At 52.6% G+C, this 25,651-nt stretch carries 19 protein-coding genes and 1 pseudogene; 11 read left to right on the top strand and 9 right to left on the bottom strand.

The features are described from left to right. The first annotated feature begins 306 nt into the window (after window positions 1-306). Window positions 307-3,624 carry a diguanylate cyclase gene (locus KXD89_RS08225; RefSeq protein WP_000043761.1) on the top strand — a complete coding sequence of 1,106 codons (3,318 nt, stop codon included), beginning with the start codon at window positions 307-309 and terminating at the stop codon, window positions 3,622-3,624. Between the two features lie 108 nt (window positions 3,625-3,732). Here KXD89_RS08225 and alkA read toward each other — a convergent pair whose 3' ends face one another. Beyond that, a complete protein-coding gene (alkA, locus tag KXD89_RS08220) occupies window positions 3,733-4,581 on the bottom strand; it encodes a DNA-3-methyladenine glycosylase 2 (RefSeq protein WP_000288420.1) in 849 nt (282 codons plus the stop codon). 133 nt (window positions 4,582-4,714) lie between these two features. Between alkA and yegD the strand changes: the two genes are divergently transcribed. Then, window positions 4,715-6,067: a molecular chaperone gene (yegD, locus tag KXD89_RS08215; protein ID WP_000469708.1), complete on the top strand. Its 1,353-nt coding sequence runs from the start codon at window positions 4,715-4,717 to the stop codon at window positions 6,065-6,067. 12 nt (window positions 6,068-6,079) lie between these two features. Here yegD and yegI read toward each other — a convergent pair whose 3' ends face one another. Continuing rightward, a complete protein-coding gene (gene yegI, locus KXD89_RS08210; protein ID WP_000856081.1) occupies window positions 6,080-8,026 on the bottom strand; it encodes a protein kinase YegI in 1,947 nt (648 codons plus the stop codon). A 199-nt stretch (window positions 8,027-8,225) separates the two neighbouring features. Here yegI and KXD89_RS08205 point away from each other — a divergent pair, with 199 nt between their 5' ends. Continuing rightward, complete coding sequence (locus tag KXD89_RS08205; protein WP_000722348.1) at window positions 8,226-8,687, top strand: YegJ family protein; 462 nt, start codon at window positions 8,226-8,228, stop codon at window positions 8,685-8,687. Window positions 8,688-8,751: 64 nt separating this feature from the next. On the opposite strand, the gene pphC is transcribed toward KXD89_RS08205, so the two are convergent. The 4 genes from pphC to KXD89_RS08185 all read right to left on the bottom strand — a co-directional run bounded on the left by pphC (window position 8,752) and on the right by KXD89_RS08185 (window position 10,778). After that, window positions 8,752-9,513, bottom strand: a complete 762-nt coding sequence (gene pphC / locus KXD89_RS08200) for a protein-serine/threonine phosphatase PphC (RefSeq protein WP_000119090.1) — start codon at window positions 9,511-9,513, stop codon at window positions 8,752-8,754. Next, window positions 9,510-10,169, bottom strand: coding sequence for a VWA domain-containing protein (locus KXD89_RS08195; protein ID WP_000003154.1), 660 nt, complete (start codon window positions 10,167-10,169; stop codon window positions 9,510-9,512). Before KXD89_RS08195 ends, pphC begins: the two co-directional genes overlap by 4 nt. A 220-nt stretch (window positions 10,170-10,389) precedes the next feature. After that, the gene (gene ibsA, locus KXD89_RS08190) at window positions 10,390-10,449 is read right to left on the bottom strand and encodes a type I toxin-antitoxin system toxin IbsA (protein WP_010723109.1); all 60 of its coding nucleotides are present in this window, start codon (window positions 10,447-10,449) and stop codon (window positions 10,390-10,392) included. 272 nt (window positions 10,450-10,721) lie between these two features. Beyond that, window positions 10,722-10,778 carry a type I toxin-antitoxin system Ibs family toxin gene (locus tag KXD89_RS08185; protein WP_001386899.1) on the bottom strand — a complete coding sequence of 19 codons (57 nt, stop codon included), beginning with the start codon at window positions 10,776-10,778 and terminating at the stop codon, window positions 10,722-10,724. Between the two features lie 278 nt (window positions 10,779-11,056). On the opposite strand from KXD89_RS08185, the gene mdtA reads away from it, so the two are divergent. The 8 genes from mdtA to yegQ all read left to right on the top strand — a co-directional run bounded on the left by mdtA (window position 11,057) and on the right by yegQ (window position 24,070). Further along, window positions 11,057-12,304 carry a multidrug efflux RND transporter subunit MdtA gene (gene mdtA, locus KXD89_RS08180; RefSeq protein WP_000678989.1) on the top strand — a complete coding sequence of 416 codons (1,248 nt, stop codon included), beginning with the start codon at window positions 11,057-11,059 and terminating at the stop codon, window positions 12,302-12,304. Continuing rightward, entirely contained in the window at window positions 12,304-15,426 is a 3,123-nt protein-coding gene (mdtB, locus tag KXD89_RS08175) for a multidrug efflux RND transporter permease subunit MdtB (RefSeq protein ID WP_001197875.1), read from the top strand. Before mdtA ends, mdtB begins: the two co-directional genes overlap by 1 nt. Beyond that, window positions 15,427-18,504, top strand: a complete 3,078-nt coding sequence (gene mdtC, locus KXD89_RS08170; RefSeq protein ID WP_000667481.1) for a multidrug efflux RND transporter permease subunit MdtC — start codon at window positions 15,427-15,429, stop codon at window positions 18,502-18,504. Beyond that, window positions 18,505-19,920 (top strand): MFS transporter, encoded by a 1,416-nt coding sequence (locus KXD89_RS08165; RefSeq protein ID WP_000130850.1) that lies wholly within the window; start codon window positions 18,505-18,507, stop codon window positions 19,918-19,920. It abuts the gene before it with no gap. Then, on the top strand, window positions 19,917-21,320 hold the full coding sequence (gene baeS, locus KXD89_RS08160) for a two-component system sensor histidine kinase BaeS (RefSeq protein WP_000675150.1): 1,404 nt from the start codon (window positions 19,917-19,919) through the stop codon (window positions 21,318-21,320). Before KXD89_RS08165 ends, baeS begins: the two co-directional genes overlap by 4 nt. Next, window positions 21,317-22,039: a two-component system response regulator BaeR gene (gene baeR / locus KXD89_RS08155; protein WP_000137877.1), complete on the top strand. Its 723-nt coding sequence runs from the start codon at window positions 21,317-21,319 to the stop codon at window positions 22,037-22,039. Before baeS ends, baeR begins: the two co-directional genes overlap by 4 nt. Before the next feature lie 190 nt (window positions 22,040-22,229). Next, a complete protein-coding gene (locus tag KXD89_RS08150; RefSeq protein ID WP_001350529.1) occupies window positions 22,230-22,562 on the top strand; it encodes a YegP family protein in 333 nt (110 codons plus the stop codon). Between the two features lie 146 nt (window positions 22,563-22,708). Beyond that, window positions 22,709-24,070, top strand: coding sequence for a tRNA 5-hydroxyuridine modification protein YegQ (gene yegQ / locus KXD89_RS08145; protein ID WP_000476011.1), 1,362 nt, complete (start codon window positions 22,709-22,711; stop codon window positions 24,068-24,070). Between the two features lie 272 nt (window positions 24,071-24,342). Here yegQ and ogrK read toward each other — a convergent pair whose 3' ends face one another. The 3 genes and pseudogenes from ogrK to yegR all read right to left on the bottom strand — a co-directional run bounded on the left by ogrK (window position 24,343) and on the right by yegR (window position 25,347). After that, complete coding sequence (gene ogrK, locus KXD89_RS08140) at window positions 24,343-24,561, bottom strand: prophage transcriptional regulator OgrK (RefSeq protein ID WP_000468310.1); 219 nt, start codon at window positions 24,559-24,561, stop codon at window positions 24,343-24,345. A gap of 81 nt (window positions 24,562-24,642) precedes the next feature. Beyond that, window positions 24,643-24,855 (bottom strand): annotated as a pseudogene (locus KXD89_RS08135) (phage late control D family protein); the annotation flags it as partial. A gap of 174 nt (window positions 24,856-25,029) precedes the next feature. Beyond that, window positions 25,030-25,347, bottom strand: coding sequence for a protein YegR (gene yegR / locus KXD89_RS08130; RefSeq protein ID WP_001318299.1), 318 nt, complete (start codon window positions 25,345-25,347; stop codon window positions 25,030-25,032). Window positions 25,348-25,651: the final 304 nt, after the last annotated feature.

Below are 25,651 nucleotides of genomic sequence, written 5' to 3'. Positions count from 1 at the left end.
CCTGATTAACCTGGATGTTAGGAAGGGGGCGACGAAGCGCCAAACGCGGCAATTATAGGGATTTCATCCGTCTGATACCAGTCGAATAGCGTTGCCGCGCGCTCAGAGTTAATTGTTGACAAAGAATTCCCGGGGGCAAATTACGTTGATCAGTTTTATGTAAGGTAAAAAATGTTAAACGCAGTTGCGCAAATTATCCGCCTTTACGTCACTTTATGAGCAATTCGCATATAAAATGTAAAACTTTTGTACTAGCATAAACACAGAAACGAATACTGGCGACCAGGTCTTGCGGATAAAGCGGTAATGAGCAAACAATCACAGCATGTATTAATTGCCCTGCCCCACCCGCTGCTTCACCTGGTCAGTTTAGGTTTAGTCTCGTTTATCTTTACCCTTTTCTCGCTTGAGCTTTCGCAGTTTGGCACCCAACTCGCCCCACTGTGGTTCCCGACGTCCATCATGATGGTGGCGTTTTATCGCCATGCCGGGCGCATGTGGCCGGGAATTGCGCTGAGCTGTTCGCTGGGAAATATCGCCGCATCCATCCTGCTTTTTTCCACCAGCTCGCTGAACATGACCTGGACGACCATCAATATTGTTGAAGCCGTGGTCGGGGCAGTGCTGCTACGTAAATTGCTGCCGTGGTATAACCCCTTGCAAAATCTGGCTGACTGGCTGCGTCTGGCACTCGGCAGCGCCATTGTTCCGCCTCTGTTGGGGGGTGTTCTGGTTGTCCTGCTGACGCCCGGAGACGATCCTCTCAGGGCATTTTTGATATGGGTACTGTCAGAATCCATCGGCGCTCTGGCACTGGTGCCGCTGGGATTGTTATTTAAACCACACTATCTGCTGCGCCATCGCAACCCACGGTTGCTTTTTGAGTCGCTGCTCACGTTAGCCATCACACTGACGTTAAGCTGGCTTTCGATGCTGTATCTGCCGTGGCCTTTTACTTTCATTATTGTGCTGTTGATGTGGAGCGCCGTGCGTCTGCCACGAATGGAAGCCTTTTTGATCTTCCTTACCACGGTGATGATGGTGTCGCTGATGATGGCCGCGGATCCCTCCCTGCTTGCTACGCCGCGTACGTACCTGATGAGCCATATGCCGTGGCTACCGTTTTTGCTGATCCTGCTGCCCGCCAACATCATGACCATGGTGATGTATGCCTTTCGTGCGGAACGCAAACACATTTCCGAAAGCGAAACCCACTTTCGGAACGCGATGGAATATTCCGCTATCGGTATGGCGTTAGTGGGCACCGAGGGACAATGGCTGCAAACCAACAAAGCGCTCTGCCAGTTTCTCGGGTACAGTCAGGAAGAGCTGCGCGGACTCACCTTTCAGCAACTGACCTGGCCGGAGGATCTCAATAAAGATCTCCAACAGGTTGAAAAGCTGATAAGCGGTGAAATAAACACCTATTCAATGGAAAAACGCTACTACAACCGCAATGGCGATGTTGTCTGGGCGTTGCTTGCCGTCTCACTGGTGCGCCACACGGATGGCACGCCGCTCTATTTTATCGCTCAGATTGAAGACATTAACGAGCTAAAACGCACCGAACAGGTCAATCAGCAACTGATGGAGCGCATCACTCTGGCTAACGAAGCGGGCGGGATTGGCATCTGGGAGTGGGAGTTGAAGCCGAATATTTTTAGCTGGGATAAGCGGATGTTCGAGCTGTATGAAATTCCTCCACATATCAAACCGAACTGGCAGGTGTGGTACGAGTGCGTGCTGCCGGAAGATCGCCAGCATGCCGAAAAAGTGATTCGTGATTCGTTGCAATCACGCTCGCCCTTTAAACTGGAATTTCGCATTACCGTAAAAGACGGTATTCGCCATATCCGCGCCCTCGCCAACCGGGTACTGAATAAAGAAGGCGAAGTCGAACGTCTCCTCGGCATCAATATGGATATGACCGAAGTGAAACAGCTTAACGAGGCATTGTTTCAGGAAAAAGAGCGCCTGCACATTACGCTTGATTCCATCGGTGAAGCCGTGGTCTGTATTGATATGGCGATGAAAATTACCTTTATGAATCCAGTGGCGGAGAAGATGAGCGGCTGGACGCAGGAAGAAGCGTTAGGTGTTCCGCTCCTGACGGTGTTGCATATTACTTTTGGCGACAACGGACCATTAATGGAGAACATTTACAGTGCCGACACCTCACGTTCCGCGATCGAGCAAGATGTGGTGTTGCACTGTCGGAGCGGCGGCAGTTACGACGTGCATTACAGTATTACGCCGTTAAGTACTCTGGACGGCAGCAATATTGGTTCGGTTCTGGTGATTCAGGACGTTACCGAATCACGCAAAATGCTGCGCCAGCTGAGCTACAGCGCCTCCCATGATGCACTGACGCATCTCGCCAACCGCGCCAGTTTTGAGAAACAACTGCGTATCCTGCTGCAAACGGTAAACAGTACACATCAGCGACATGCCCTGGTGTTTATCGATCTTGATCGCTTTAAAGCGGTGAATGACAGCGCCGGGCATGCGGCGGGTGACGCTTTGCTGCGCGAACTGGCGTCGTTAATGCTGAGTATGCTGCGTTCCAGCGACGTGCTGGCGCGACTCGGTGGGGATGAATTTGGTCTGCTGCTACCAGACTGTAATGTTGAAAGCGCGCGTTTTATCGCTACACGCATTATCAGTGCCGTGAATGACTATCACTTTATATGGGAAGGCCGTGTGCATCGGGTAGGTGCCAGTGCCGGGATTACCTTGATTGATGACAACAATCATCAGGCGGCAGAAGTGATGTCGCAGGCTGATATCGCCTGTTATGCCTCCAAAAATGGTGGCCGGGGCCGGGTGACGGTTTACGAACCGCAGCAAGCTGCCGCACATAGCGAACGGGCGGCGATGTCGCTTGATGAACAGTGGCGGATGATTAAAGAGAATCAGTTGATGATGCTCGCCCACGGTGTCGCTTCGCCACGGATCCCGGAAGCGCGTAATTTGTGGCTGATTTCACTTAAGCTCTGGAGTTGCGAAGGCGAGATTATTGATGAACAAACATTTCGTCGTAGCTTCAGCGATCCGGCGCTTAGCCATGCTCTTGACCGCCGGGTATTCCACGAATTTTTCCAGCAGGCCGCAAAAGCGGTTGCCAGTAAAGGCATAAGCATCTCCCTCCCCCTTTCCGTTGCCGGTTTGAGTAGCGCCACGCTGGTGAATGATCTGCTTGAGCAGCTGGAAAATAGCCCTCTACCACCACGGTTATTACATCTGATTATTCCGGCTGAAGCGATTTTAGATCACGCAGAAAGCGTGCAAAAACTGCGGCTGGCGGGATGTCGGATAGTGCTCAGCCAGGTGGGCCGCGATCTGCAAATCTTCAACTCGCTGAAAGCGAATATGGCAGATTACCTGCTACTTGATGGTGAGTTATGCGCCAACGTGCAGGGTAATTTGATGGATGAGATGCTGATTACGATTATTCAGGGGCACGCTCAGCGACTCGGGATGAAAACCATCGCCGGGCCAGTCGTTTTACCCTTAGTGATGGATACGCTTTCTGGCATCGGCGTCGATCTGATTTATGGTGAGGTGATTGCCGATGCCCAACCGCTGGATTTGCTGGTGAATAGTAGTTATTTCGCGATTAACTGAGGCGTGCTTCCCCATCGCCTGATGCGACGCTAACGCGTCTTATCATGCCTACAAATCGCTCATTCCCCAGGCCGGATAAGGCGCTCGCACCGCATCCGGCGACCAACGTCATGCTTCGTCTGGTTGCCAGCCTTCCGTATACCAGATATGCAACAGCGCATAAGAACGCCAGGGCTTCCAGCGCTCGGCATAACGGCGGATTTGCGCCGGTGTCATTCCCGGAAATCGCTGTTTAATCAGATAATCATCCGGCAGGAAAACATCTTTCGCCTGCCAGCCACGCAAAGCAAAATAATTCGCCGTCCAGCGCCCGATACCCGGAAAAGTTTGCAGCGTTTTCATCGCCTGCTCCACATCGCCCGGTATTGTCATTGGTAAGGTGCCCTCCAGCGCCGCATTTGCCAGATGAATCAGCGCCTCTGCCCGTTTCAACGGCATACCTAACGCTTTTAATGCCTGCGGGTCTGCTGCTGCCAGCCGCTGAGGCGTCGGGAAGCAGATATACTCCGGAAAATCATCCAGCCGTTCGCCATAAAGCTGTGCCACTCTGGCGGTCAATTTTGCCGCCATCGCCACGCTCACCAGTTGGCCTAAAATCGCCCGCACGCCCTGCTCAAAAGCATCAACACAGCCGGGTAAACGCAATCCGGGCCGCGCCGCGCCTAACCTGCCCAACGCACCGTTAACAATTTGTGGGTTACATTGCAGATCAAACAGGCGGCTCATTTTCGCCAGACACTCTGCGGCAACAGGTTCTAAACCTGCACTTAAATTTATGTGCAGAGTATGGCGGGCTATATCCGGAATAGCAGTCACCACGCCGCGATATTCGCCCACCGCCAGACTACGGGCATAATAACTGTCCGCGACCGTTTCCACACTGCTCACCGCACGGGCGGCGAGAAATCCCAACATCCACGACCAGTCATACGGCGGCTGCCAGTTCAGGGTATACATCGCATCTCCTTATTCATCCGCTTTCAGCATAAACGTTATTCAGACGCTGCGCTTTGCTTTCATATTCCGGTTGTCGCGACGGCAACATTTCGCTAAAGTCACGCCCCTTCTTCACCGGCATGGGGATTATTTCGTGTTTATTGGTTTTGATTACGGTACAGCAAACTGTTCAGTGGCGGTCATGCGTGACGGTAAACCGCATTTGCTAAAAATGGAAAACGACAGCACGCTGCTGCCTTCAATGCTTTGCGCGCCAACGCGTGAAGCGGTAAGCGAATGGCTGTACCGCCATCATGATGTTCCGGCAGACGACGATGAAACGCAGGCGCTGTTACGTCGGGCGATTCGTTATAACCGCGAAGAAGATATCGATGTTACGGCGAAAAGCGTGCAGTTCGGTCTTTCCTCACTGGCACAGTACATTGATGATCCAGAAGAAGTGTGGTTTGTGAAATCACCAAAATCGTTCCTCGGTGCCAGCGGCTTAAAACCGCAGCAGGTAGCGCTGTTTGAGGATCTGGTCTGCGCAATGATGTTGCACATTCGCCAGCAGGCGCAGGCACAGCTGCCAGAAGCGATTACTCAGGCGGTGATTGGTCGTCCGATCAACTTCCAGGGGCTGGGCGGTGATGAAGCAAACACCCAGGCGCAAGGGATTCTGGAACGCGCGGCGAAGCGTGCCGGATTCAGGGACGTGGTATTCCAGTACGAGCCGGTCGCGGCTGGGCTGGATTACGAAGCCACCTTGCAGGAAGAAAAACGGGTGCTGGTGGTGGATATCGGCGGTGGTACGACTGACTGTTCATTGCTGCTGATGGGGCCGCAGTGGCGTTCGCGTCTCGATCGTGAAGCCAGCCTGCTGGGTCACAGTGGTTGCCGTATTGGCGGTAACGATCTGGATATCGCGCTGGCGTTTAAAAACCTGATGCCACTGCTGGGTATGGGTGGCGAAACCGAAAAAGGCATCGCCCTGCCGATCCTGCCGTGGTGGAATGCGGTTGCCATCAACGACGTACCTGCGCAGAGTGATTTCTACAGTAGTGCCAACGGTCGTCTGCTTAACGATCTGGTACGCGATGCCCGCGAACCGGAAAAAGTGGCCCTGTTACAGAAAGTCTGGCGTCAGCGTTTAAGCTATCGCCTGGTGCGTAGCGCAGAAGAGTGCAAAATTGCTCTTTCAAGCGTAGCGGAAACCCGCGCCTCACTGCCGTTTATCAGCAATGAACTGGCTACGCTGATTAGCCAGCGAGGGCTGGAAAGCGCCCTCAGCCAGCCACTGACGCGGATTCTGGAACAGGTGCAACTGGCCCTGGATAACGCCCAGGAAAAACCGGACGTTATCTACCTGACCGGCGGTAGCGCCCGTTCTCCGCTGATTAAAAAAGCGCTGGCAGAACAGTTGCCGGGCATTCCGATTGCAGGCGGCGATGACTTTGGCTCCGTCACCGCCGGGCTGGCACGCTGGGCGGAAGTGGTGTTTCGTTAATTGAAAAATGGCTCAGCAGCGGCTTAAATCTGCCTGCGCCTGAGCCAGTTTTTCTGCTGCCTGACGTAACGGTTCCATCAACGGCATGGTCCGTGCTGGAGCATGAAGGCGGAATCGCTGCAACTCTGTCGCGCCGACTGTCAACGCCGATTCCAGCCGATGTCGTTTGGCGGTCATTTTCGCCATTACCGCTTGTCTGTCTGCTGGCGTTATCGCTTCATTCGGCCTGAACACAAAACGGCGTTCACAGCTCGCTTTCCAGTCGATAACCGCCTGGGTCAGATGGTCGCCAAACCCTTTCACTTGCTTAACGCCACGACGGGTAACATCTGCGGCTGTTTCAATACCAAAAGACCGTAACGCCGCTTTACGCGCAGGGCCAACGCCGGGAATAGAGGCAACATCAATAAAAAATCCCTCCAGAAACTTCTGCTTCTGCCGTTCCCTTGCAGTGTCATGAAGTGCTGCCAGAGCGCGTTTCTCTTCTTCCGGTAACCCGAGAATTTCGTCCTTCATTTTTTCGAGCATCGTCCGTTTGGCGATAAAACCTTCCAGGCCGCCTACCTGCTGGATCTGGCGGACTAAATGGTCATAGTCCATTTTCGCACGATTAAATGCCTCACGGCGTTGCTGAACTTCTGCTTTGTACGCTTTGCTTGTCAGACTGCCAATAATCCAGATAGCCGCCAGCACAGGAACCAAAATAATATAACGCGGTTCTGCCTGAAGGCCGCAAAGCAGCAGCGATAATGCTGACAGTGCGATCTCAAGCAGAATGATGTATTCGCGCCGTAACAGGCCTAAAGGAAGCGGCCTGCCAGTCGGTTGGAAATGATCGGGTAATGGCAGTTGCAATGCTGGCGGTGCTACTGACGCCATCACCATCGCCCAGACTTTCGCCAGCACAAAATTCCCGCCGGTGGTAATGACCTCTTCGCCGAGATCAATAAAATAGATAACACCTTGATTATCCAGCGCACACCACGGGCAGTCAGTCAAATGAGCGGGGTAAACATGCATTGCTGAAACGATACATTTCTTTAACTGTTGGCGTAGAGAGTCCAGTGCCGCTACCCACGCTTTAGCCGTCGGACGCCCGGTTGCCACGCCACTTTCCGTGAATGCCTGCTGAAACATGGCTTCAACATCACTCGGTAACATCGATAGCGGAATAGATCGTGGCGGCGGTTTTAAACCACGTCGCTGATTATCTGACGCGTAGGCATAACGGAAATGGGTAATATCCGTCTCCAGCGCATTACCCGCATCAGAGATAAGCGGCACACCAGAATAAGGATGCCGCCCACCAAACAAGACGTGAAAAATTAGCAACGCAAGGCCAAAATTATCGTGATTTTCTGTGCGTTCAAAACCGACAAATGATGGCAAGGTTTGTAGCTCTGGCGGCGTAAAATGCGACACGCCGACTTCGCATAAATGCAGTGTGCCATTGGCGTTAATTTGAAAGGAGTCGCTATCAATCAGTACCACTTTGCTGTCGCGACCTACCATAAAACTGTTCTGGTTTACGTCACCCACGACGTGCCCGTGCTCGTGAACCGTAGCAAAAGATGAAGCAATATTGCGCGCAACATAGAGTAGAAAATCCCACGCACAATGAGGGTAACTCTGGCGACGATGTGCCGGGCTATAGATCATATGAATCGGTTCTTTACCAGAAACTTTTGGCATCATAAAACCGATAACTTTTCCGCCTCGTCCACCGTGAAGCGTTGCCTGCGGCCAGGCGACATAATTCAACAACTGCGCGTCAGCTGTCGCAGCCATAAAGGCAAGTTTGTCCTGTTTTAAGGCGGGTGGCGGCGTGTGATAAATCTTGGCGACGCTATCGACAAACTCCTCGATATCATAAACCGCGCCTTCACCACCTTTGCCCAGTTCACGGCCAAGAGTGGTCAATTCACCTGTCGATGTAAATACTTTTATATTTGTTTTCATAATATTTCGCGGGTAGTTATATTATATTTCAATGAATAATAACAACTAACCATTAAAATTATTTCTATATGGGGAAAACCCACTCAAGAATAAAAATGATAATGCAATTTTATCAGGATACAATTCAATTTCGGCCTGATAATGATTAACTTCCACAGGTTTTTGCTAACTTTGACTACAAAGGGATTCTGGAGAAAAAATGAAAAAGATATTACTTATGTTGAGTCTGCTATTTTTTACTACCGCGGGCTTTAGTGAAGTTTCGGATACGTTAGTGACGGGAGGTTATGATAAACAAGCGATGTCTGACGCGATTAAACATGCGCGGAAAGAAACCGATAAATTCATCGAGGTTATGAATAAAAAAGATGCCGATACTTTCGCAGTCAAAGCCCCGATAACCGATCACGGAAGAACCGAGCATTTCTGGCTTACGGATGTCACTTATTCTAACGGCATGTTTATTGGCGTAATCAGCAATGACCCTGGTATTGTTACAAACGTAGAATATGGCCAGGAGTGGAAAATCAAGAAAGAAGATATTTCAGACTGGATGTATACGCGCGGGGATAAAATTTACGGCGGTTATACCATTGATCCTTTATTGGTCACCTATCCAAAAGAAGAAGCCGACGAGCTAAGAGCAAAATTAGTTCGCTAATCAGCCGTTATATTTATTGTTTAAACTGGCGGTTGAATTGTTGTCTTCAACCGCCATGAGAAACTCACTCTGCCCACAGCGCCAGTGCCAACGTTTTATCATCATCCGTACGCTCGTTTACCGCCGGGCTGGACAAAAACTGCTTTAACAATTCAGGTAATAAATCGAGTTGTTCCTGCGTTGCTGCCGCCAGTCCATTGAAAAACGGGGTAAAGAAAGGCACATGAGGAGAATTATCCAGCATATTTAACGCCAGTCGCTGGATACCATCCGTAAATGCTGCAACTTTGTGCGCACGCCCAGTGCTGGTGAAAGTTTCCAGTCTGGAAACGGCATCTTCGTCGGTAATGAAGTGCGTCATGTTGGCATATTCACCCGCCATCGGCGTGAGAGGCAATTGCAGACCGTGACCCAAATCTACCACCACGCCGCCATCGCCAATCTGCATAATCAAGGTGCCGTCAGGCGATGAAATCAGTCCCAGAAATGTGCAGGCAAAATCGCGAACCGCTAATTCTTTGGCTTCCGCCTCGGCAAAAAGTCGTTGACGAATGGTCAGTACCATATTTGTGGCGAGGACATCATTAAGCCCCAATTCCCCGCCCTGCACTTTTTGCGACATATAAGCCATCGCTTCATTGACGGCGAGCATCGCGCCTTCGCCACCCTGCGAGACACTGCCTGCGCCATCAGCGACAAATACCGACAATAATGGCTGCTGGTCATTTAACCAGGCAATCTGCATCTGGCAGGCATCCTGACAAGGCAAGTCCGCGCTGATGTGCGACGTTCCAACGGTTGATGCATAGACCAGACGCCAGCTCACACTGACGTCCAGCCTTTTGGCGCTTCCAGCACAACTTCCGTTCCCGGCGTGGAGCGGGAAACCGAACGCAGCGAACTGGATAACCAGCTAAACAGTTCACGGAATTGTAATCCTTGCAGAGGCAAAGGCTGACGAACGCTAATTTGTGCCAGCGTCTTCATATCCGCCCCCTGAACACCGATGGAAAAGAAAGCAAACCTTTTATCTTCTTCCCCCCGAAACACTTTGTTGGCTGCAGCCTGCCACTCATCGGTTGGTGCACCATCGGTAATCAGGAAAATCCACGGGCGATAATACGAAATACCATTTGCACGATACTCACGTTTCCGCTCCTCTACCATATCCAGGGCTTTGGTAATGGCCGCACCCATTGGTGTATCGCCCTGGGCAAACAGGATGGGCGGAAAAAAATTAGCGGCGCTGGTAAAGGGTTGTTCCACATGCACCGGGCCGAACGTCACAATGCCGAGTTCCACTCTTTTTAAAGCCAGCGGATCAGCAAGCAGTTCATCACGAAAGGTAACCAATCCGGCGTTAAGTTCATTAATAGGTCTACCGTTCATAGAACCAGAAACATCCAGCAGCAAAATGCAGGGGCAACGTGGTTCCGGGTTACTGGCAAAATCGCTGGTGGCAAACGTGATTTGTTCGCTCATAAGAAATCCTTTCTTAGAGAATTATCGAGGTCCGGTATCATACCGACTGCAATAATGAAATAAGAGCAAACGAAGAAACTTTCAGAATTAGGCCCGGCGGCGCAGAAAATTTTGCTATTCGCCTCGCAAGAACGGAGAGCCGTCGATTGACACTAAGGGCGGAGTGACATAATTTCAGGAGTGAGGGTTAGGGAGAGGTTTCCCCCTCCCCCTGGTGTTCTTAGTAAGCCTGGAAGCTAATCACTAAGAGTATCACCAGTATGATGACGTGCTTCATCATAACCCTTTCCTTATTAAAAGCCCTCTTCTCCGGGAGAGGCTTTCCCGTTTCAGCGTCCCGCTGAAATCATCGGCTTACCTCCTTTCGCCCTGAATGCAGTCTATCGCTAACGCGTGAATAAAATAGTTTCCTCTGTGATTATTGCGTAACGACTCGCAAAGAATATTTGCTGGCAGGATCGCAGACTACAAAGCCTGCGGATTGACAATCTTATCGTGAAGGCATACTTTCAGGAGTGAGGGTAGAGCGGGGTTTCCCCCGCCCTGGTAGTCTTAGTAAGCGGGGAAGCTTATGACTAAGAGCACCACGATGATGAGTAGCTTCATCATGACCCTTTCCTTATTTATGGCCCCTTCCTCGGGAGGGGCTTTCCCGTTTCAGCGTCCCGCTGAAATCGTCGGCTTACCTCCTTTCGCCATGCAAGCAGTCTATCGCTAACGCGTAGATAAAATAGTTTCCTGTGTTATTACTGGATGCGTGCTCGCAAATGTGCCCGTCATTCAGACGATTCCAGACAGTGTTTCATAATTCCTCCATTTTTCTCCCTTATTGGCTGGCTACACTAGTATCATTCCGCGAAACGTTTCAGGAAGAGAAACTCTTAACGATGAAAGGTAGTTATAAATCCCGTTGGGTAATCGTAATCGTGGTGGTTATCGCCGCCATCGCCGCATTCTGGTTCTGGCAAGGCCGCAATGACTCCCGGAGTGCAGCCCCAGGGGCGACGAAACAAGCGCAGCAATCGCCAGCGGGTGGTCGACGTGGTATGCGTTCCGGCCCATTAGCCCCGGTTCAGGCGGCGACCGCCGTAGAACAGGCAGTTCCGCGTTACCTCACCGGGCTTGGCACCATTACCGCCGCTAATACCGTTACGGTGCGCAGCCGCGTGGACGGCCAACTGATAGCGTTACATTTCCAGGAAGGCCAGCAGGTCAAAGCAGGCGATTTACTGGCAGAAATTGACCCCAGCCAGTTCAAAGTTGCATTAGCACAAGCCCAGGGCCAACTGGCAAAAGATAAAGCCACGCTTGCCAACGCCCGCCGTGACCTGGCGCGTTATCAACAACTGGCAAAAACCAATCTCGTTTCCCGCCAGGAGCTGGATGCCCAACAGGCGCTGGTCAGTGAAACCGAAGGCACCATTAAGGCTGATGAAGCAAGCGTTGCCAGCGCGCAGCTGCAACTCGACTGGAGCCGGATTACCGCACCAGTCGATGGTCGCGTTGGTCTCAAGCAGGTTGATGTTGGTAACCAAATCTCCAGTGGTGATACCACCGGGATCGTGGTGATCACCCAGACGCATCCTATCGATTTAGTCTTTACCCTGCCGGAAAGCGATATCGCTACCGTAGTGCAGGCGCAGAAAGCCGGAAAACCGCTGGTGGTAGAAGCCTGGGATCGCACCAACTCGAAGAAATTAAGTGAAGGCACGCTGTTAAGTCTAGATAACCAAATCGATGCCACTACCGGTACGATTAAAGTGAAAGCACGCTTTAATAATCAGGATGATGCGCTGTTTCCCAATCAGTTTGTTAACGCGCGCATGTTAGTCGACACCGAACAAAACGCCGTAGTGATCCCAACAGCCGCCCTGCAAATGGGCAATGAAGGCCATTTTGTCTGGGTGCTGAATAGCGAAAACAAGGTCAGCAAACATCTGGTGACGCCGGGCATTCAGGACAGTCAGAAAGTGGTGATCCGTGCAGGTATTTCTGCGGGCGATCGCGTGGTGACAGACGGCATTGATCGCCTGACCGAAGGGGCGAAAGTGGAAGTGGTGGAAGCCCAGAGCGCCACTACTCCGGAAGAGAAAGCCACCAGCCGCGAATACGCGAAAAAAGGAGCACGCTCCTGATGCAGGTGTTACCCCCGAGCAGCACAGGCGGCCCGTCGCGCCTGTTTATTATGCGTCCTGTGGCCACCACGCTGCTGATGGTGGCGATCTTACTCGCCGGGATTATCGGTTATCGCGCCCTGCCCGTTTCGGCGCTGCCGGAAGTGGACTATCCGACCATTCAGGTGGTCACGCTCTACCCAGGTGCCAGCCCGGATGTCATGACCTCTGCCGTTACCGCGCCGCTAGAACGCCAGTTCGGGCAGATGTCTGGCCTGAAACAGATGTCGTCGCAAAGTTCCGGCGGTGCGTCAGTTATCACTTTGCAGTTCCAGCTAACATTACCGCTCGATGTCGCCGAGCAGGAAGTGCAGGCCGCGATTAACGCTGCGACCAACTTGTTGCCGAGCGATCTGCCTAACCCGCCGGTTTACAGCAAAGTGAACCCGGCAGATCCGCCGATCATGACGCTCGCCGTCACCTCAACCGCCATGCCGATGACGCAAGTGGAAGATATGGTGGAAACCCGCGTCGCGCAGAAAATCTCGCAGATTTCCGGCGTCGGCCTGGTGACGCTTTCCGGCGGTCAGCGTCCGGCTGTTCGCGTCAAACTTAACGCTCAGGCGATTGCCGCCCTCGGCCTGACCAGCGAAACCGTGCGCACCGCCATTACCGGCGCTAACGTTAACTCGGCAAAAGGTAGCCTCGACGGCCCTTCCCGTGCGGTCACGCTTTCCGCGAACGACCAGATGCAATCCGCCGAAGAGTATCGCCAGCTAATCATCGCCTACCAGAACGGCGCGCCAATTCGTCTGGGCGATGTCGCAACTGTAGAGCAAGGTGCAGAAAACAGCTGGCTCGGCGCGTGGGCGAACAAAGAACAGGCCATTGTGATGAATGTTCAGCGCCAGCCCGGTGCTAACATTATCTCCACCGCCGACAGCATTCGGCAGATGCTGCCACAGCTCACTGAGAGTCTGCCGAAATCGGTGAAGGTGACAGTGCTTTCCGATCGCACCACCAATATCCGCGCATCCGTCGATGATACTCAGTTTGAATTGATGATGGCTATCGCGCTGGTAGTCATGATTATCTACCTGTTTTTGCGCAATATTCCGGCGACCATCATTCCCGGTGTTGCTGTACCGCTGTCGTTAATCGGCACTTTCGCGGTTATGGTGTTTCTCGATTTTTCAATCAATAACCTGACACTGATGGCGTTAACTATCGCCACCGGATTCGTGGTCGATGACGCCATCGTGGTGATCGAAAACATTTCCCGCTATATCGAAAAAGGCGAAAAACCGTTGGCGGCGGCGCTCAAGGGCGCAGGTGAAATCGGCTTTACCATTATCTCGCTGACCTTCTCACTGATTGCGGTGTTGATCCCACTGCTGTTTATGGGCGATATCGTCGGGCGACTGTTCCGCGAATTTGCTATTACCCTGGCGGTAGCGATTTTGATCTCAGCGGTGGTGTCGCTGACCCTGACACCGATGATGTGCGCGCGGATGCTCAGCCAGGAGTCGTTGCGTAAACAGAACCGCTTCTCCCGTGCCTCGGAAAAAATGTTCGACAGGATAATCGCCGCCTATGGTCGTGGACTGGCGAAAGTGCTGAATCATCCGTGGCTGACCTTAAGCGTGGCACTCAGCACGCTGCTGCTTAGCGTGCTGCTGTGGGTGTTCATTCCGAAAGGTTTCTTCCCGGTACAGGACAATGGCATTATTCAGGGCACTTTGCAGGCACCGCAATCCAGCTCCTTTGCCAATATGGCCCAGCGACAACGCCAGGTCGCGGACGTGATTTTGCAGGATCCGGCAGTGCAAAGCCTGACCTCATTTGTTGGCGTTGATGGCACTAACCCGTCGCTGAACAGTGCACGTTTACAAATCAACCTCAAACCGTTGGATGAACGTGATGATCGGGTGCAAAAAGTCATCGCCCGTCTGCAAACGGCGGTAGATAAAGTGCCGGGCGTCGATCTCTTCCTGCAACCAACGCAGGATCTGACTATTGATACTCAGGTCAGCCGCACCCAGTACCAGTTTACCTTGCAGGCCACGTCACTGGATGCGCTCAGTACCTGGGTGCCACAGTTGATGGAAAAACTCCAGCAACTGCCACAGCTTTCTGATGTCTCCAGCGACTGGCAGGACAAAGGGCTGGTGGCGTATGTCAATGTTGATCGCGACAGCGCCAGCCGTCTGGGGATCAGCATGGCGGATGTCGATAACGCCCTGTACAACGCGTTTGGTCAGCGGCTGATTTCCACTATTTATACTCAGGCCAACCAGTATCGCGTGGTGCTGGAGCACAACACCGAAAATACCCCAGGCCTCGCGGCGCTGGATACCATTCGCCTGACCAGCAGCGACGGCGGCGTGGTGCCGCTAAGCTCAATTGCCAAAATTGAGCAGCGTTTTGCGCCGCTCTCCATCAACCATCTGGATCAGTTCCCGGTAACGACCATCTCCTTTAACGTGCCGGATAACTATTCGCTGGGCGATGCGGTGCAGGCGATTATGGACACCGAAAAGACGCTGAATCTGCCGGTGGATATCACCACGCAGTTCCAGGGCAGCACCCTCGCCTTCCAGTCGGCGCTGGGCAGCACTGTCTGGCTGATTGTCGCGGCGGTGGTGGCGATGTATATCGTGCTCGGCATTCTGTACGAGAGCTTTATTCACCCGATCACCATTCTCTCGACGCTACCCACCGCAGGGGTTGGCGCACTGCTGGCGTTGCTGATTGCTGGTAGCGAACTGGATGTGATTGCGATTATCGGCATTATTTTGCTGATCGGTATCGTGAAGAAGAACGCCATCATGATGATCGACTTCGCGCTGGCTGCTGAGCGCGAGCAAGGCATGTCGCCGCGCGAGGCAATCTACCAGGCTTGTCTGTTGCGTTTTCGTCCGATCCTGATGACCACTCTGGCGGCTCTGCTTGGCGCGCTGCCGCTGATGTTGAGTACCGGGGTCGGCGCGGAACTGCGTCGTCCGTTAGGTATCGGCATGGTCGGCGGTCTGATTGTCAGCCAGGTGCTGACGCTGTTTACCACGCCGGTGATTTATTTGCTGTTCGACCGCCTGGCATTGTGGACCAAAAGCCGCTTTGCCCGTCATGAAGAGGAGGCGTAAGTGAAGTTTTTTGCCCTCTTCATTTACCGCCCGGTGGCGACGATTTTACTGTCGGTTGCCATTACCCTGTGCGGCATACTGGGCTTCCGTATGCTGCCGGTCGCCCCGCTGCCGCAGGTCGATTTTCCGGTGATTATCGTCAGCGCCTCGCTGCCCGGTGCGTCACCAGAAACAATGGCGTCTTCCGTTGCCACGCCGCTGGAGCGCTCACTTGGGCGCATTGCCGGAGTCAGTGAAATGACCTCCAGCAGTTCGCTCGGCAGCACGCGTATTATTTTGCAGTTTGATTTTGACCGGGATATCAACGGCGCAGCGCGTGATGTGCAGGCGGCGATCAACGCTGCACAAAGTTTGCTGCCCAGTGGGATGCCCAGCCGCCCGACCTATCGCAAAGCGAACCCGTCGGATGCGCCAATTATGATCCTCACGCTGACGTCCGATACTTATTCGCAGGGTGAACTGTACGATTTCGCCTCGACGCAGCTGGCTCCGACGATTTCGCAAATCGACGGTGTTGGTGATGTCGATGTCGGAGGCAGCTCACTGCCCGCCGTACGCGTCGGGCTGAATCCGCAGGCGCTGTTTAATCAGGGCGTGTCGCTGGACGACGTACGCACCGCCGTCAGCAATGCCAACGTGCGTAAACCGCAGGGCGCGCTGGAAGATGGCACTCACCGCTGGCAGATCCAGACCAATGATGAGCTAAAAACCGCCGCTGAATATCAGCCGTTGATTATTCACTACAACAACGGCGGCGCGGTTCGTCTGGGCGATGTGGCGACGGTGACCGACTCAGTGCAGGATGTGCGCAACGCCGGGATGACCAACGCCAAACCGGCTATTTTACTGATGATCCGCAAACTGCCGGAAGCCAATATTATCCAGACGGTTGACAGCATCCGGGCAAAATTACCGGAGTTGCAGGAAACCATTCCGGCGGCGATTGATCTGCAAATTGCCCAGGATCGCTCCCCCACCATTCGCGCCTCGCTGGAAGAAGTCGAGCAAACGCTGATTATCTCGGTGGCGCTGGTGATTCTGGTGGTGTTTTTATTCCTGCGCTCGGGTCGCGCCACTATTATTCCCGCCGTTTCGGTGCCGGTTTCGCTGATTGGTACGTTTGCGGCGATGTACCTGTGCGGATTCAGTCTCAATAACCTTTCGTTAATGGCGCTCACCATCGCTACTGGTTTCGTGGTGGATGACGCCATCGTGGTGCTGGAAAACATTGCACGTCATCTGGAAGCGGGAATGAAACCGTTGCAAGCCGCACTGCAAGGTACTCGCGAAGTCGGTTTTACGGTGCTGTCGATGAGTCTGTCACTGGTGGCGGTGTTCCTGCCGCTGCTGTTGATGGGCGGATTGCCGGGCCGACTGTTACGCGAATTTGCCGTGACGCTTTCTGTCGCCATTGGTATATCGTTGCTGGTTTCTCTGACATTAACGCCAATGATGTGTGGCTGGATGCTGAAAGCCAGCAAGCCGCGCGAGCAAAAGCGACTGCGTGGTTTTGGTCGCATGTTGGTAGCCCTGCAACAAGGCTACGGCAAGTCACTAAAATGGGTGCTCAATCATACCCGTCTGGTGGGCGTGGTGCTGCTTGGCACCATTGCGCTGAATATCTGGCTGTATATCTCGATCCCGAAAACCTTCTTCCCGGAGCAGGACACTGGCGTGTTGATGGGCGGGATTCAGGCGGATCAGAGTATTTCGTTTCAGGCGATGCGCGGTAAGTTGCAGGATTTCATGAAAATTATCCGTGACGATCCGGCAGTGGATAATGTCACCGGCTTTACAGGCGGTTCGCGAGTGAACAGCGGGATGATGTTTATCACCCTCAAGCCACGCGACGAACGCAGCGAAACGGCGCAGCAAATTATCGACCGTCTGCGCGTAAAACTGGCGAAAGAACCGGGGGCGAATCTGTTCCTGATGGCGGTACAGGATATTCGCGTTGGTGGGCGTCAGTCGAACGCCAGCTACCAGTACACGTTGTTATCCGACGACCTGGCGGCACTGCGAGAATGGGAGCCGAAAATCCGCAAAAAACTGGCGACGTTGCCGGAACTGGCGGACGTGAACTCCGATCAGCAGGATAACGGCGCGGAGATGAATCTGGTTTACGACCGCGACACCATGGCACGGCTGGGAATCGACGTACAAGCCGCCAACAGTCTGTTAAATAACGCCTTCGGTCAGCGGCAAATCTCGACCATTTACCAGCCGATGAACCAGTATAAAGTGGTGATGGAAGTGGATCCGCGCTATACCCAGGACATCAGTGCGCTGGAAAAAATGTTCGTTATCAATAACGAAGGCAAAGCGATCCCGCTGTCGTATTTCGCTAAATGGCAACCGGCGAATGCCCCACTATCGGTGAATCATCAGGGATTATCGGCGGCCTCGACCATTTCGTTTAACCTGCCGACCGGAAAATCGCTCTCGGACGCCAGTGCGGCGATCGATCGCGCAATGACCCAGCTTGGTGTGCCTTCGACGGTGCGCGGCAGTTTTGCCGGCACGGCGCAGGTGTTCCAGGAGACGATGAACTCGCAGGTGATCCTGATTATCGCCGCCATCGCCACGGTGTATATCGTGCTGGGTATCCTTTACGAGAGTTACGTACATCCGCTGACGATTCTCTCCACCCTGCCCTCGGCGGGCGTTGGAGCGCTGTTGGCGCTGGAGCTGTTCAATGCCCCGTTCAGCCTAATCGCCCTGATAGGGATCATGCTATTAATCGGCATCGTGAAGAAAAACGCCATTATGATGGTCGATTTTGCGCTTGAAGCCCAACGGCACGGTAACCTGACGCCGCAGGAAGCTATTTTCCAGGCCTGTCTGCTGCGTTTTCGCCCGATTATGATGACTACCCTGGCGGCGCTGTTTGGTGCGCTGCCGCTGGTATTGTCGGGCGGCGACGGCTCGGAGCTGCGGCAACCCCTGGGGATCACCATTGTCGGCGGACTGGTAATGAGCCAGCTCCTTACGCTGTATACCACGCCGGTGGTGTATCTCTTTTTCGACCGTCTGCGGCTGCGTTTTTCGCGTAAACCTAAACAAACGGTAACCGAGTAAATGACAGATCTTCCCGACAGCACCCGTTGGCAATTGTGGATTGTGGCTTTCGGCTTCTTTATGCAGTCGCTGGACACCACCATCGTAAACACCGCCCTTCCCTCAATGGCGCAAAGCCTCGGGGAAAGTCCGTTGCATATGCACATGGTCATTGTCTCTTATGTGCTGACCGTGGCGGTGATGCTGCCCGCCAGCGGCTGGCTGGCGGACAAAGTCGGCGTGCGCAATATTTTCTTTACCGCCATCGTGCTGTTTACTCTCGGTTCACTGTTTTGCGCGCTTTCCGGCACGCTGAACGAACTGTTGCTGGCACGCGCGTTACAGGGCGTTGGCGGCGCGATGATGGTGCCGGTCGGCAGATTGACGGTGATGAAAATCGTACCGCGCGAGCAATATATGGCGGCGATGACCTTTGTCACGTTACCCGGTCAGGTCGGTCCGCTGCTCGGTCCGGCGCTCGGCGGTCTGCTGGTGGAGTACGCATCGTGGCACTGGATCTTTTTGATCAACATTCCGGTGGGGATTATCGGTGCGATCGCCACATTGCTGTTAATGCCGAACTACACCATGCAGACGCGGCGCTTTGATCTCTCCGGATTTTTATTGCTGGCGGTTGGCATGGCGGTATTAACCCTGGCGCTGGACGGCAGTAAAGGTACAGGTTTATCGCCGCTGACGATTGCAGGCCTGGTCGCAGTTGGCGTGGTGGCACTGGTGCTTTATCTGCTGCACGCCAGAAATAACAACCGTGCCCTGTTCAGTCTGAAACTGTTCCGTACTCGTACCTTTTCGCTGGGCCTGGCGGGGAGCTTTGCCGGACGTATTGGCAGTGGCATGTTGCCCTTTATGACACCGGTTTTCCTGCAAATTGGCCTCGGTTTCTCGCCGTTTCATGCCGGACTGATGATGATCCCGATGGTGCTTGGCAGCATGGGAATGAAGCGAATTGTGGTACAGGTGGTGAATCGCTTTGGTTATCGTCGGGTACTGGTAGCGACCACGCTGGGTCTGTCGCTGGTCACCCTGTTGTTTATGACTACCGCCCTGCTGGGCTGGTACTACGTTTTGCCGTTCGTCCTGTTTTTACAAGGGATGGTCAACTCGACGCGTTTCTCCTCCATGAACACCCTGACGCTGAAAGATCTCCCGGACAATCTGGCGAGCAGCGGCAACAGCCTGCTGTCGATGATTATGCAATTGTCGATGAGTATCGGCGTCACTATCGCCGGGCTGTTGCTGGGACTTTTTGGTTCACAGCATGTCAGCGTCGACAGCGGCACCACACAAACCGTCTTTATGTACACCTGGCTTAGCATGGCGTTGATCATCGCCCTTCCGGCGTTCATCTTTGCCAGAGTGCCGAACGATACGCATCAAAATGTAGCTATTTCGCGGCGAAAAAGGAGCGCGCAATGAAGTTCTGGCGACCCGGTATTACCGGCAAACTGTTTCTGGCGATTTTCGCCACCTGCATTGTCTTGCTGATCAGTATGCACTGGGCGGTGCGTATCAGTTTTGAGCGTGGCTTTATTGATTACATCAAGCATGGTAATGAACAGCGATTACAACTGTTAAGTGATGCGCTTGGCGAGCAGTATGCGCAGCATGGCAACTGGCGCTTCCTGCGCAACAATGATCGCTTTGTCTTTCAGATCCTGCGTTCATTTGAACACGATAATTCGGAAGATAAACCCGGCCCGGGTATGCCACCGCACGGCTGGCGTACCCAGTTCTGGGTGGTTGATCAAAACAACAAAGTGCTGGTTGGTCCGCGAGCGCCGATTCCACCTGACGGTACACGGCGACCCATTCTGGTCAACGGTGCGGAAGTTGGCGCGGTGATCGCCTCCCCCGTTGAGCGGTTAACGCGCAATACTGATATCAATTTCGATAAACAACAGCGGCAAACCAGCTGGTTGATTGTCGCCCTGGCAACGTTACTCGCGGCACTTGCCACTTTTCTGCTGGCGCGCGGTTTACTGGCACCGGTAAAACGACTTGTCGATGGCACGCACAAACTGGCGGCGGGCGATTTCACTACCCGCGTAACGCCCACCAGTGAAGATGAACTGGGCAAACTGGCGCAAGACTTCAACCAGCTTGCCAGCACACTGGAGAAAAACCAGCAAATGCGGCGCGATTTTATGGCCGATATTTCTCACGAACTGCGTACGCCATTAGCGGTGCTGCGCGGTGAACTGGAAGCCATTCAGGATGGCGTGCGTAAATTCACGCCGGAGACGGTGGCGTCTTTACAGGCGGAGGTCGGTACACTGACCAAACTGGTTGACGATCTCCATCAGTTGTCGATGTCTGATGAAGGCGCTCTCGCCTATCAAAAAGCACCGGTAGATTTGATCCCACTGCTGGAAGTGGCGGGCGGCGCATTTCGCGAACGATTCGCCAGTCGTGGCCTGAAACTGCAATTTTCCCTGCCAGACAGTATTACCGTATTTGGCGATCGCGACCGTTTAATGCAGTTATTCAATAACTTACTGGAAAACAGCCTGCGCTACACTGACAGCGGCGGCAGCCTGCAAATCTCTGCCGGGCAGCGCGACAAAACGGTGCGCCTGACCTTTGCCGACAGTGCGCCAGGTGTCAGTGACGATCAGCTACAAAAATTGTTTGAACGTTTTTATCGCACCGAAGGTTCCCGCAACCGTGCCAGCGGCGGTTCCGGGCTGGGGCTGGCGATTTGCCTGAACATTGTTGAAGCACATAATGGTCGCATTATTGCTGCCCATTCGCCTTTTGGCGGGGTAAGCATTACAGTAGAGTTACCGCTGGAACGGGATTTACAGAGAGAAGTATGACCGAGTTACCAATCGACGAAAACACACCGCGTATTTTGATCGTGGAAGATGAACCGAAGCTGGGGCAGTTGCTCATTGATTATCTGCGTGCTGCGAGCTATGCGCCGACGCTTATCAGCCACGGCGATCAGGTACTGCCGTATGTGCGCCAGACACCACCGGATCTGATCCTGTTAGATCTGATGCTCCCTGGCACCGATGGCCTGACGCTGTGCCGGGAAATTCGTCGTTTTTCTGACATTCCGATCGTGATGGTGACGGCAAAAATCGAAGAGATCGATCGCCTGCTGGGGCTGGAGATTGGCGCAGATGATTATATCTGTAAGCCGTACAGCCCACGGGAAGTGGTAGCGCGCGTCAAAACCATTTTGCGCCGTTGCAAACCGCAGCGCGAGTTGCAGCAACAGGATGCTGAAAGCCCGTTGATTATCGACGAAGGTCGTTTTCAGGCTTCATGGCGCGGTAAAATGCTTGACCTGACGCCTGCGGAATTTCGTCTGCTGAAAACGCTCTCTCACGAACCAGGAAAAGTGTTCTCCCGCGAGCAATTGCTCAATCATCTTTATGACGACTACCGCGTAGTAACCGACCGCACCATCGACAGCCACATTAAAAACCTGCGCCGCAAGCTGGAATCTCTCGACGCCGAACAGTCATTTATCCGCGCCGTTTATGGCGTCGGTTACCGCTGGGAAGCCGACGCCTGCCGCATCGTTTAGTTTTAGCGACATTATTTTGTTAGCCGGAGATGGCGTTCAGACCAGATCCGGCAACATTATCCCACGCATGGTCAGCAAACTGACATTATCTCTCCGCCCTGGCAGGCATCAGAAAATCGCTCATACTTTAATCGGTAAACAGCACCTTTAGATGCTGTTTTCGATACACAATTTCAATCAAGGAGTCATTATGGCTGGTTGGTTTGAACTCAGTAAGAGCAGTGATAATCAGTTCCGGTTTGTGCTAAAAGCGGGCAATGGTGAGACTATCCTCACCAGCGAGCTTTATACCTCAAAAACCTCTGCGGAAAAGGGCATCGCGTCGGTGCGTAGCAACAGCCCGCAAGAAGAACGCTATGAGAAAAAAACGGCAAGTAACGGCAAATTCTATTTCAATCTGAAAGCCGCTAATCATCAAATTATCGGCTCCAGCCAGATGTACGCCACCGCGCAATCTCGTGAAACCGGAATTGCCTCCGTTAAAGCCAATGGCACAAGCCAGACGGTGAAAGACAATACGTAATTACGATGCCGGGCGTGGGTTGTTGGCGTCCGGCGCTTTACCAGAGCCCCCCACAGCGCTACAATGCCCGCCCTTAAAGTGGGGGCACTCCCCTAACCGCTTCATCAGGTGAAGCGGATCTGACCTGTCATCAGAACGAGAGAATTATGTTTAAACCGGAACTCCTTTCCCCGGCGGGAACGCTGAAAAATATGCGTTACGCTTTCGCTTATGGCGCAGATGCTGTTTATGCGGGCCAGCCGCGTTATTCCCTGCGTGTGCGCAACAACGAATTCAACCACGAAAATCTTCAGCTCGGCATCAATGAAGCCCACGCGCTGGGGAAAAAGTTTTATGTCGTGGTCAACATTGCACCGCACAACGCCAAGCTGAAAACCTTTATCCGTGACCTGAAACCGGTGGTGGAAATGGGGCCGGATGCGCTGATTATGTCCGATCCAGGGCTGATTATGCTGGTGCGTGAGCACTTCCCTGAAATGCCGATCCACCTTTCGGTGCAGGCTAACGCCGTGAACTGGGCGACGGTGAAATTCTGGCAGCAAATGGGCCTGACCCGCGTGATCCTCTCTCGCGAGCTGTCGCTGGAAGAGATTGAAGAGATCCGCAATCAGGTGCCGGATATGGAGATCGAGATCTTCGTTCACGGCGCGCTGTGCATGGCCTACTCCGGTCGCTGCCTGCTCTCTGGCTATATCAACAAGCGCGACCCGAACCAGGGCACCTGCACCAACGCCTGCCGCTGGGAGTACAACGTCCAGGAAGGGAAAGAAGATGATGTTGGCAACATCGTACACAAGTACGAGCCGATTCCGGTGCAAAATGTTGAGCCGACGCTGGGTATCGGCGCACCAACCGACAAAGTGTTTATGATCGAAGAGGCCCAGCGTCCGGGCGAGTATATGACCGCGTTTGAAGATGAGCACGGCACTTACATCATGAACTCGAAAGATCTGCGCGCCATCGCCCATGTAGAACGCCTGACCAAAATGGGCGTGCATTCGCTGAAAATCGAAGGTCGTACCAAATCTTTCTACTATTGTGCACGCACCGCACAGGTTTACCGCAAAGCTATCGATGACGCCGCTGCGGGAAAACCGTTCGATACCAGCCTGCTGGAAACTCTGGAAGGTCTGGCGCATCGTGGCTATACCGAAGGTTTCCTGCGTCGTCATACTCACGACGATTATCAGAACTACGAATACGGTTATTCAGTTTCTGACCGCCAGCAGTTTGTTGGTGAGTTTACCGGTGAGCGCAAGGGGGACCTCGCGGCGGTAGCGGTGAAAAATAAATTCTCCGTTGGCGACAGCCTTGAGCTGATGACGCCGCAAGGCAACATTAATTTTACCCTTGAGCACATGGAAAACGCCAAAGGCGAAGCTATGCCGATAGCACCAGGCGATGGTTATACTGTGTGGCTCCCGGTCCCGCAGGATCTTGAGCTCAATTACGCGCTGCTGATGCGTAATTTCTCCGGGGAAACCACGCGTAATCCCCACGGTAAGTGATTAATTTCGATTATTTTTCCCGGATGGAAAATTCTTAGAAACCGATCACATACAGCTGCATTTATTAAGGTTATCATCCGTTTCGCTGAAAAACATAACCCATAAAATGCTAGCTGTACCAGGAACCACCTCCTTAGCCTGTGTAATCTCCCTTACACGGGCTTATTTTTTACGCGTAATACAATGAAATAAAAGGATTTATTTCTGGTCACGTCCACACATTGACCACATCGACAAAAAAGCCCCTCGACTGAGGGGCTTCCTGTTTCTAATTACATCCACATAATTTGCTGCCCTGACGGCAACGGGTGCGGCCTTACGACGTGGACTTCTCCCGGCTTCACAATGTATCGCTGTACCGACTCATAAGTGATGAACGTGGCGCTGCAATTCACGTTCTGACACTGGTGATAACGCTCTTTTGTCGTGTCAGTGATATAGCGGCTTGTACGCGCATGTGCGGCATGCTGGCATAAAGGACAATGAAACATCGCGAGCACCTCTTCCGGTTTTGTTGATGGTGCCATTTTAGTTAATTTACCCTTACAAAACAAACAGATAAAATAAAAACATCACTCATTATCTTCTGTTTCGTACCCCACATCAGAAAGCCTGACCTCAAGCTCTAATGACGTCGTGAAGCCGCTATTATTCAGAAAATGTGTCACCTTAGTGATTGTCCAGTCCTGCTCGTCTATGACGCGCTTAAAGCCAGACACTTTGACCGGTGTTTCCGTGTAAATATCTGCCCGACCGGTAGCCAGGCTGATGGAGAACTCTGCTACACGGGCTTATTTTTTTATGCATAAGCCCTATCTCTGGTAACCGTCTTCCATTGACCACATCGATAGAATCCTCCTTCATAGCACGATGCCTTTCACTTATCGGCATCGTGCTCCCACAGGTTCCGGCTACGCACAGCCAGAACGCGCATATTTGACGCTTACCAAAAAATATTCTCACTCTCCACATTTGAATGTCAGACGAGCGACACCATGTAATCCTACACCTTCTGTCTTCAGCTCAACTATTTGCATTTTTTTGCCCTGAGTAACACAGAAATGAGTTGCATCATTTTTTACTATATTTTCTGCACCAGATATTCTACCCCTGGCTAAAGAAGCTTCGGCTTCGGTGTAGTATTGGTTATCGAGTTTACGCTGAATATTACTTTTATATGCAAGACCAAATTTACCGATACTTGTCTCATCATTATGCACAGCACAACCAGACATAATAAAAATACTAATTAATGATATAGCAGCTATCTTTTTCATCTCACCTTCCCCCATTAAATACCAACGACACTCTCTAGTGTTTAAATATAATAATGGCATGATTATTATAATTGAATAGGATTATAATAAATGTTCTGTACAACATTTCCTACATAAGTAGGAATTACGGACATTGAGGCCCTTCAGGGTAACTCCATGGGGGCTTTAATATATTATATTGAAGATGCCACTGTTTAGTTGAATATTAGGTATATGCTCTTTTTTGAAATTTATCGGTGGCAGCCGTTAGTATTCGCTGTCCCCATTGCAAGCTCCTGGTGGTAACCACTGAATCCTCCATACT

The sequence above is a fragment of the Escherichia sp. TC-EC600-tetX4 genome (assembly GCF_019356055.1).
Classification (GTDB): Bacteria; Pseudomonadota; Gammaproteobacteria; order Enterobacterales; family Enterobacteriaceae.
The sequence above is the reverse complement of the archived record's forward strand: the minus strand, read 5'-3'. Positions and strand labels throughout refer to the sequence as shown.

What these genes read in the sequence shown, in the direction of transcription:
- yegI (WP_000856081.1), bottom strand. Translation starts at nt 8,026, where the DNA reads ATGAAAACAAATATAAAAGTATTTACATCGACAGGTGAATTGACCACT.
- KXD89_RS08205 (WP_000722348.1), top strand. Translation starts at nt 8,226, where the DNA reads ATGAAAAAGATATTACTTATGTTGAGTCTGCTATTTTTTACTACCGCG.
- KXD89_RS08225 (WP_000043761.1), top strand. Translation starts at nt 307, where the DNA reads ATGAGCAAACAATCACAGCATGTATTAATTGCCCTGCCCCACCCGCTG.
- baeS (WP_000675150.1), top strand. Translation starts at nt 19,917, where the DNA reads ATGAAGTTCTGGCGACCCGGTATTACCGGCAAACTGTTTCTGGCGATT.
- KXD89_RS08195 (WP_000003154.1), bottom strand. Translation starts at nt 10,169, where the DNA reads ATGAGCGAACAAATCACGTTTGCCACCAGCGATTTTGCCAGTAACCCG.
- KXD89_RS08150 (WP_001350529.1), top strand. Translation starts at nt 22,230, where the DNA reads ATGGCTGGTTGGTTTGAACTCAGTAAGAGCAGTGATAATCAGTTCCGG.
- KXD89_RS08165 (WP_000130850.1), top strand. Translation starts at nt 18,505, where the DNA reads ATGACAGATCTTCCCGACAGCACCCGTTGGCAATTGTGGATTGTGGCT.
- baeR (WP_000137877.1), top strand. Translation starts at nt 21,317, where the DNA reads ATGACCGAGTTACCAATCGACGAAAACACACCGCGTATTTTGATCGTG.
- mdtA (WP_000678989.1), top strand. Translation starts at nt 11,057, where the DNA reads ATGAAAGGTAGTTATAAATCCCGTTGGGTAATCGTAATCGTGGTGGTT.
- yegQ (WP_000476011.1), top strand. Translation starts at nt 22,709, where the DNA reads ATGTTTAAACCGGAACTCCTTTCCCCGGCGGGAACGCTGAAAAATATG.
- mdtB (WP_001197875.1), top strand. Translation starts at nt 12,304, where the DNA reads ATGCAGGTGTTACCCCCGAGCAGCACAGGCGGCCCGTCGCGCCTGTTT.
- yegR (WP_001318299.1), bottom strand. Translation starts at nt 25,347, where the DNA reads ATGAAAAAGATAGCTGCTATATCATTAATTAGTATTTTTATTATGTCT.
- ogrK (WP_000468310.1), bottom strand. Translation starts at nt 24,561, where the DNA reads ATGTTTCATTGTCCTTTATGCCAGCATGCCGCACATGCGCGTACAAGC.
- alkA (WP_000288420.1), bottom strand. Translation starts at nt 4,581, where the DNA reads ATGTATACCCTGAACTGGCAGCCGCCGTATGACTGGTCGTGGATGTTG.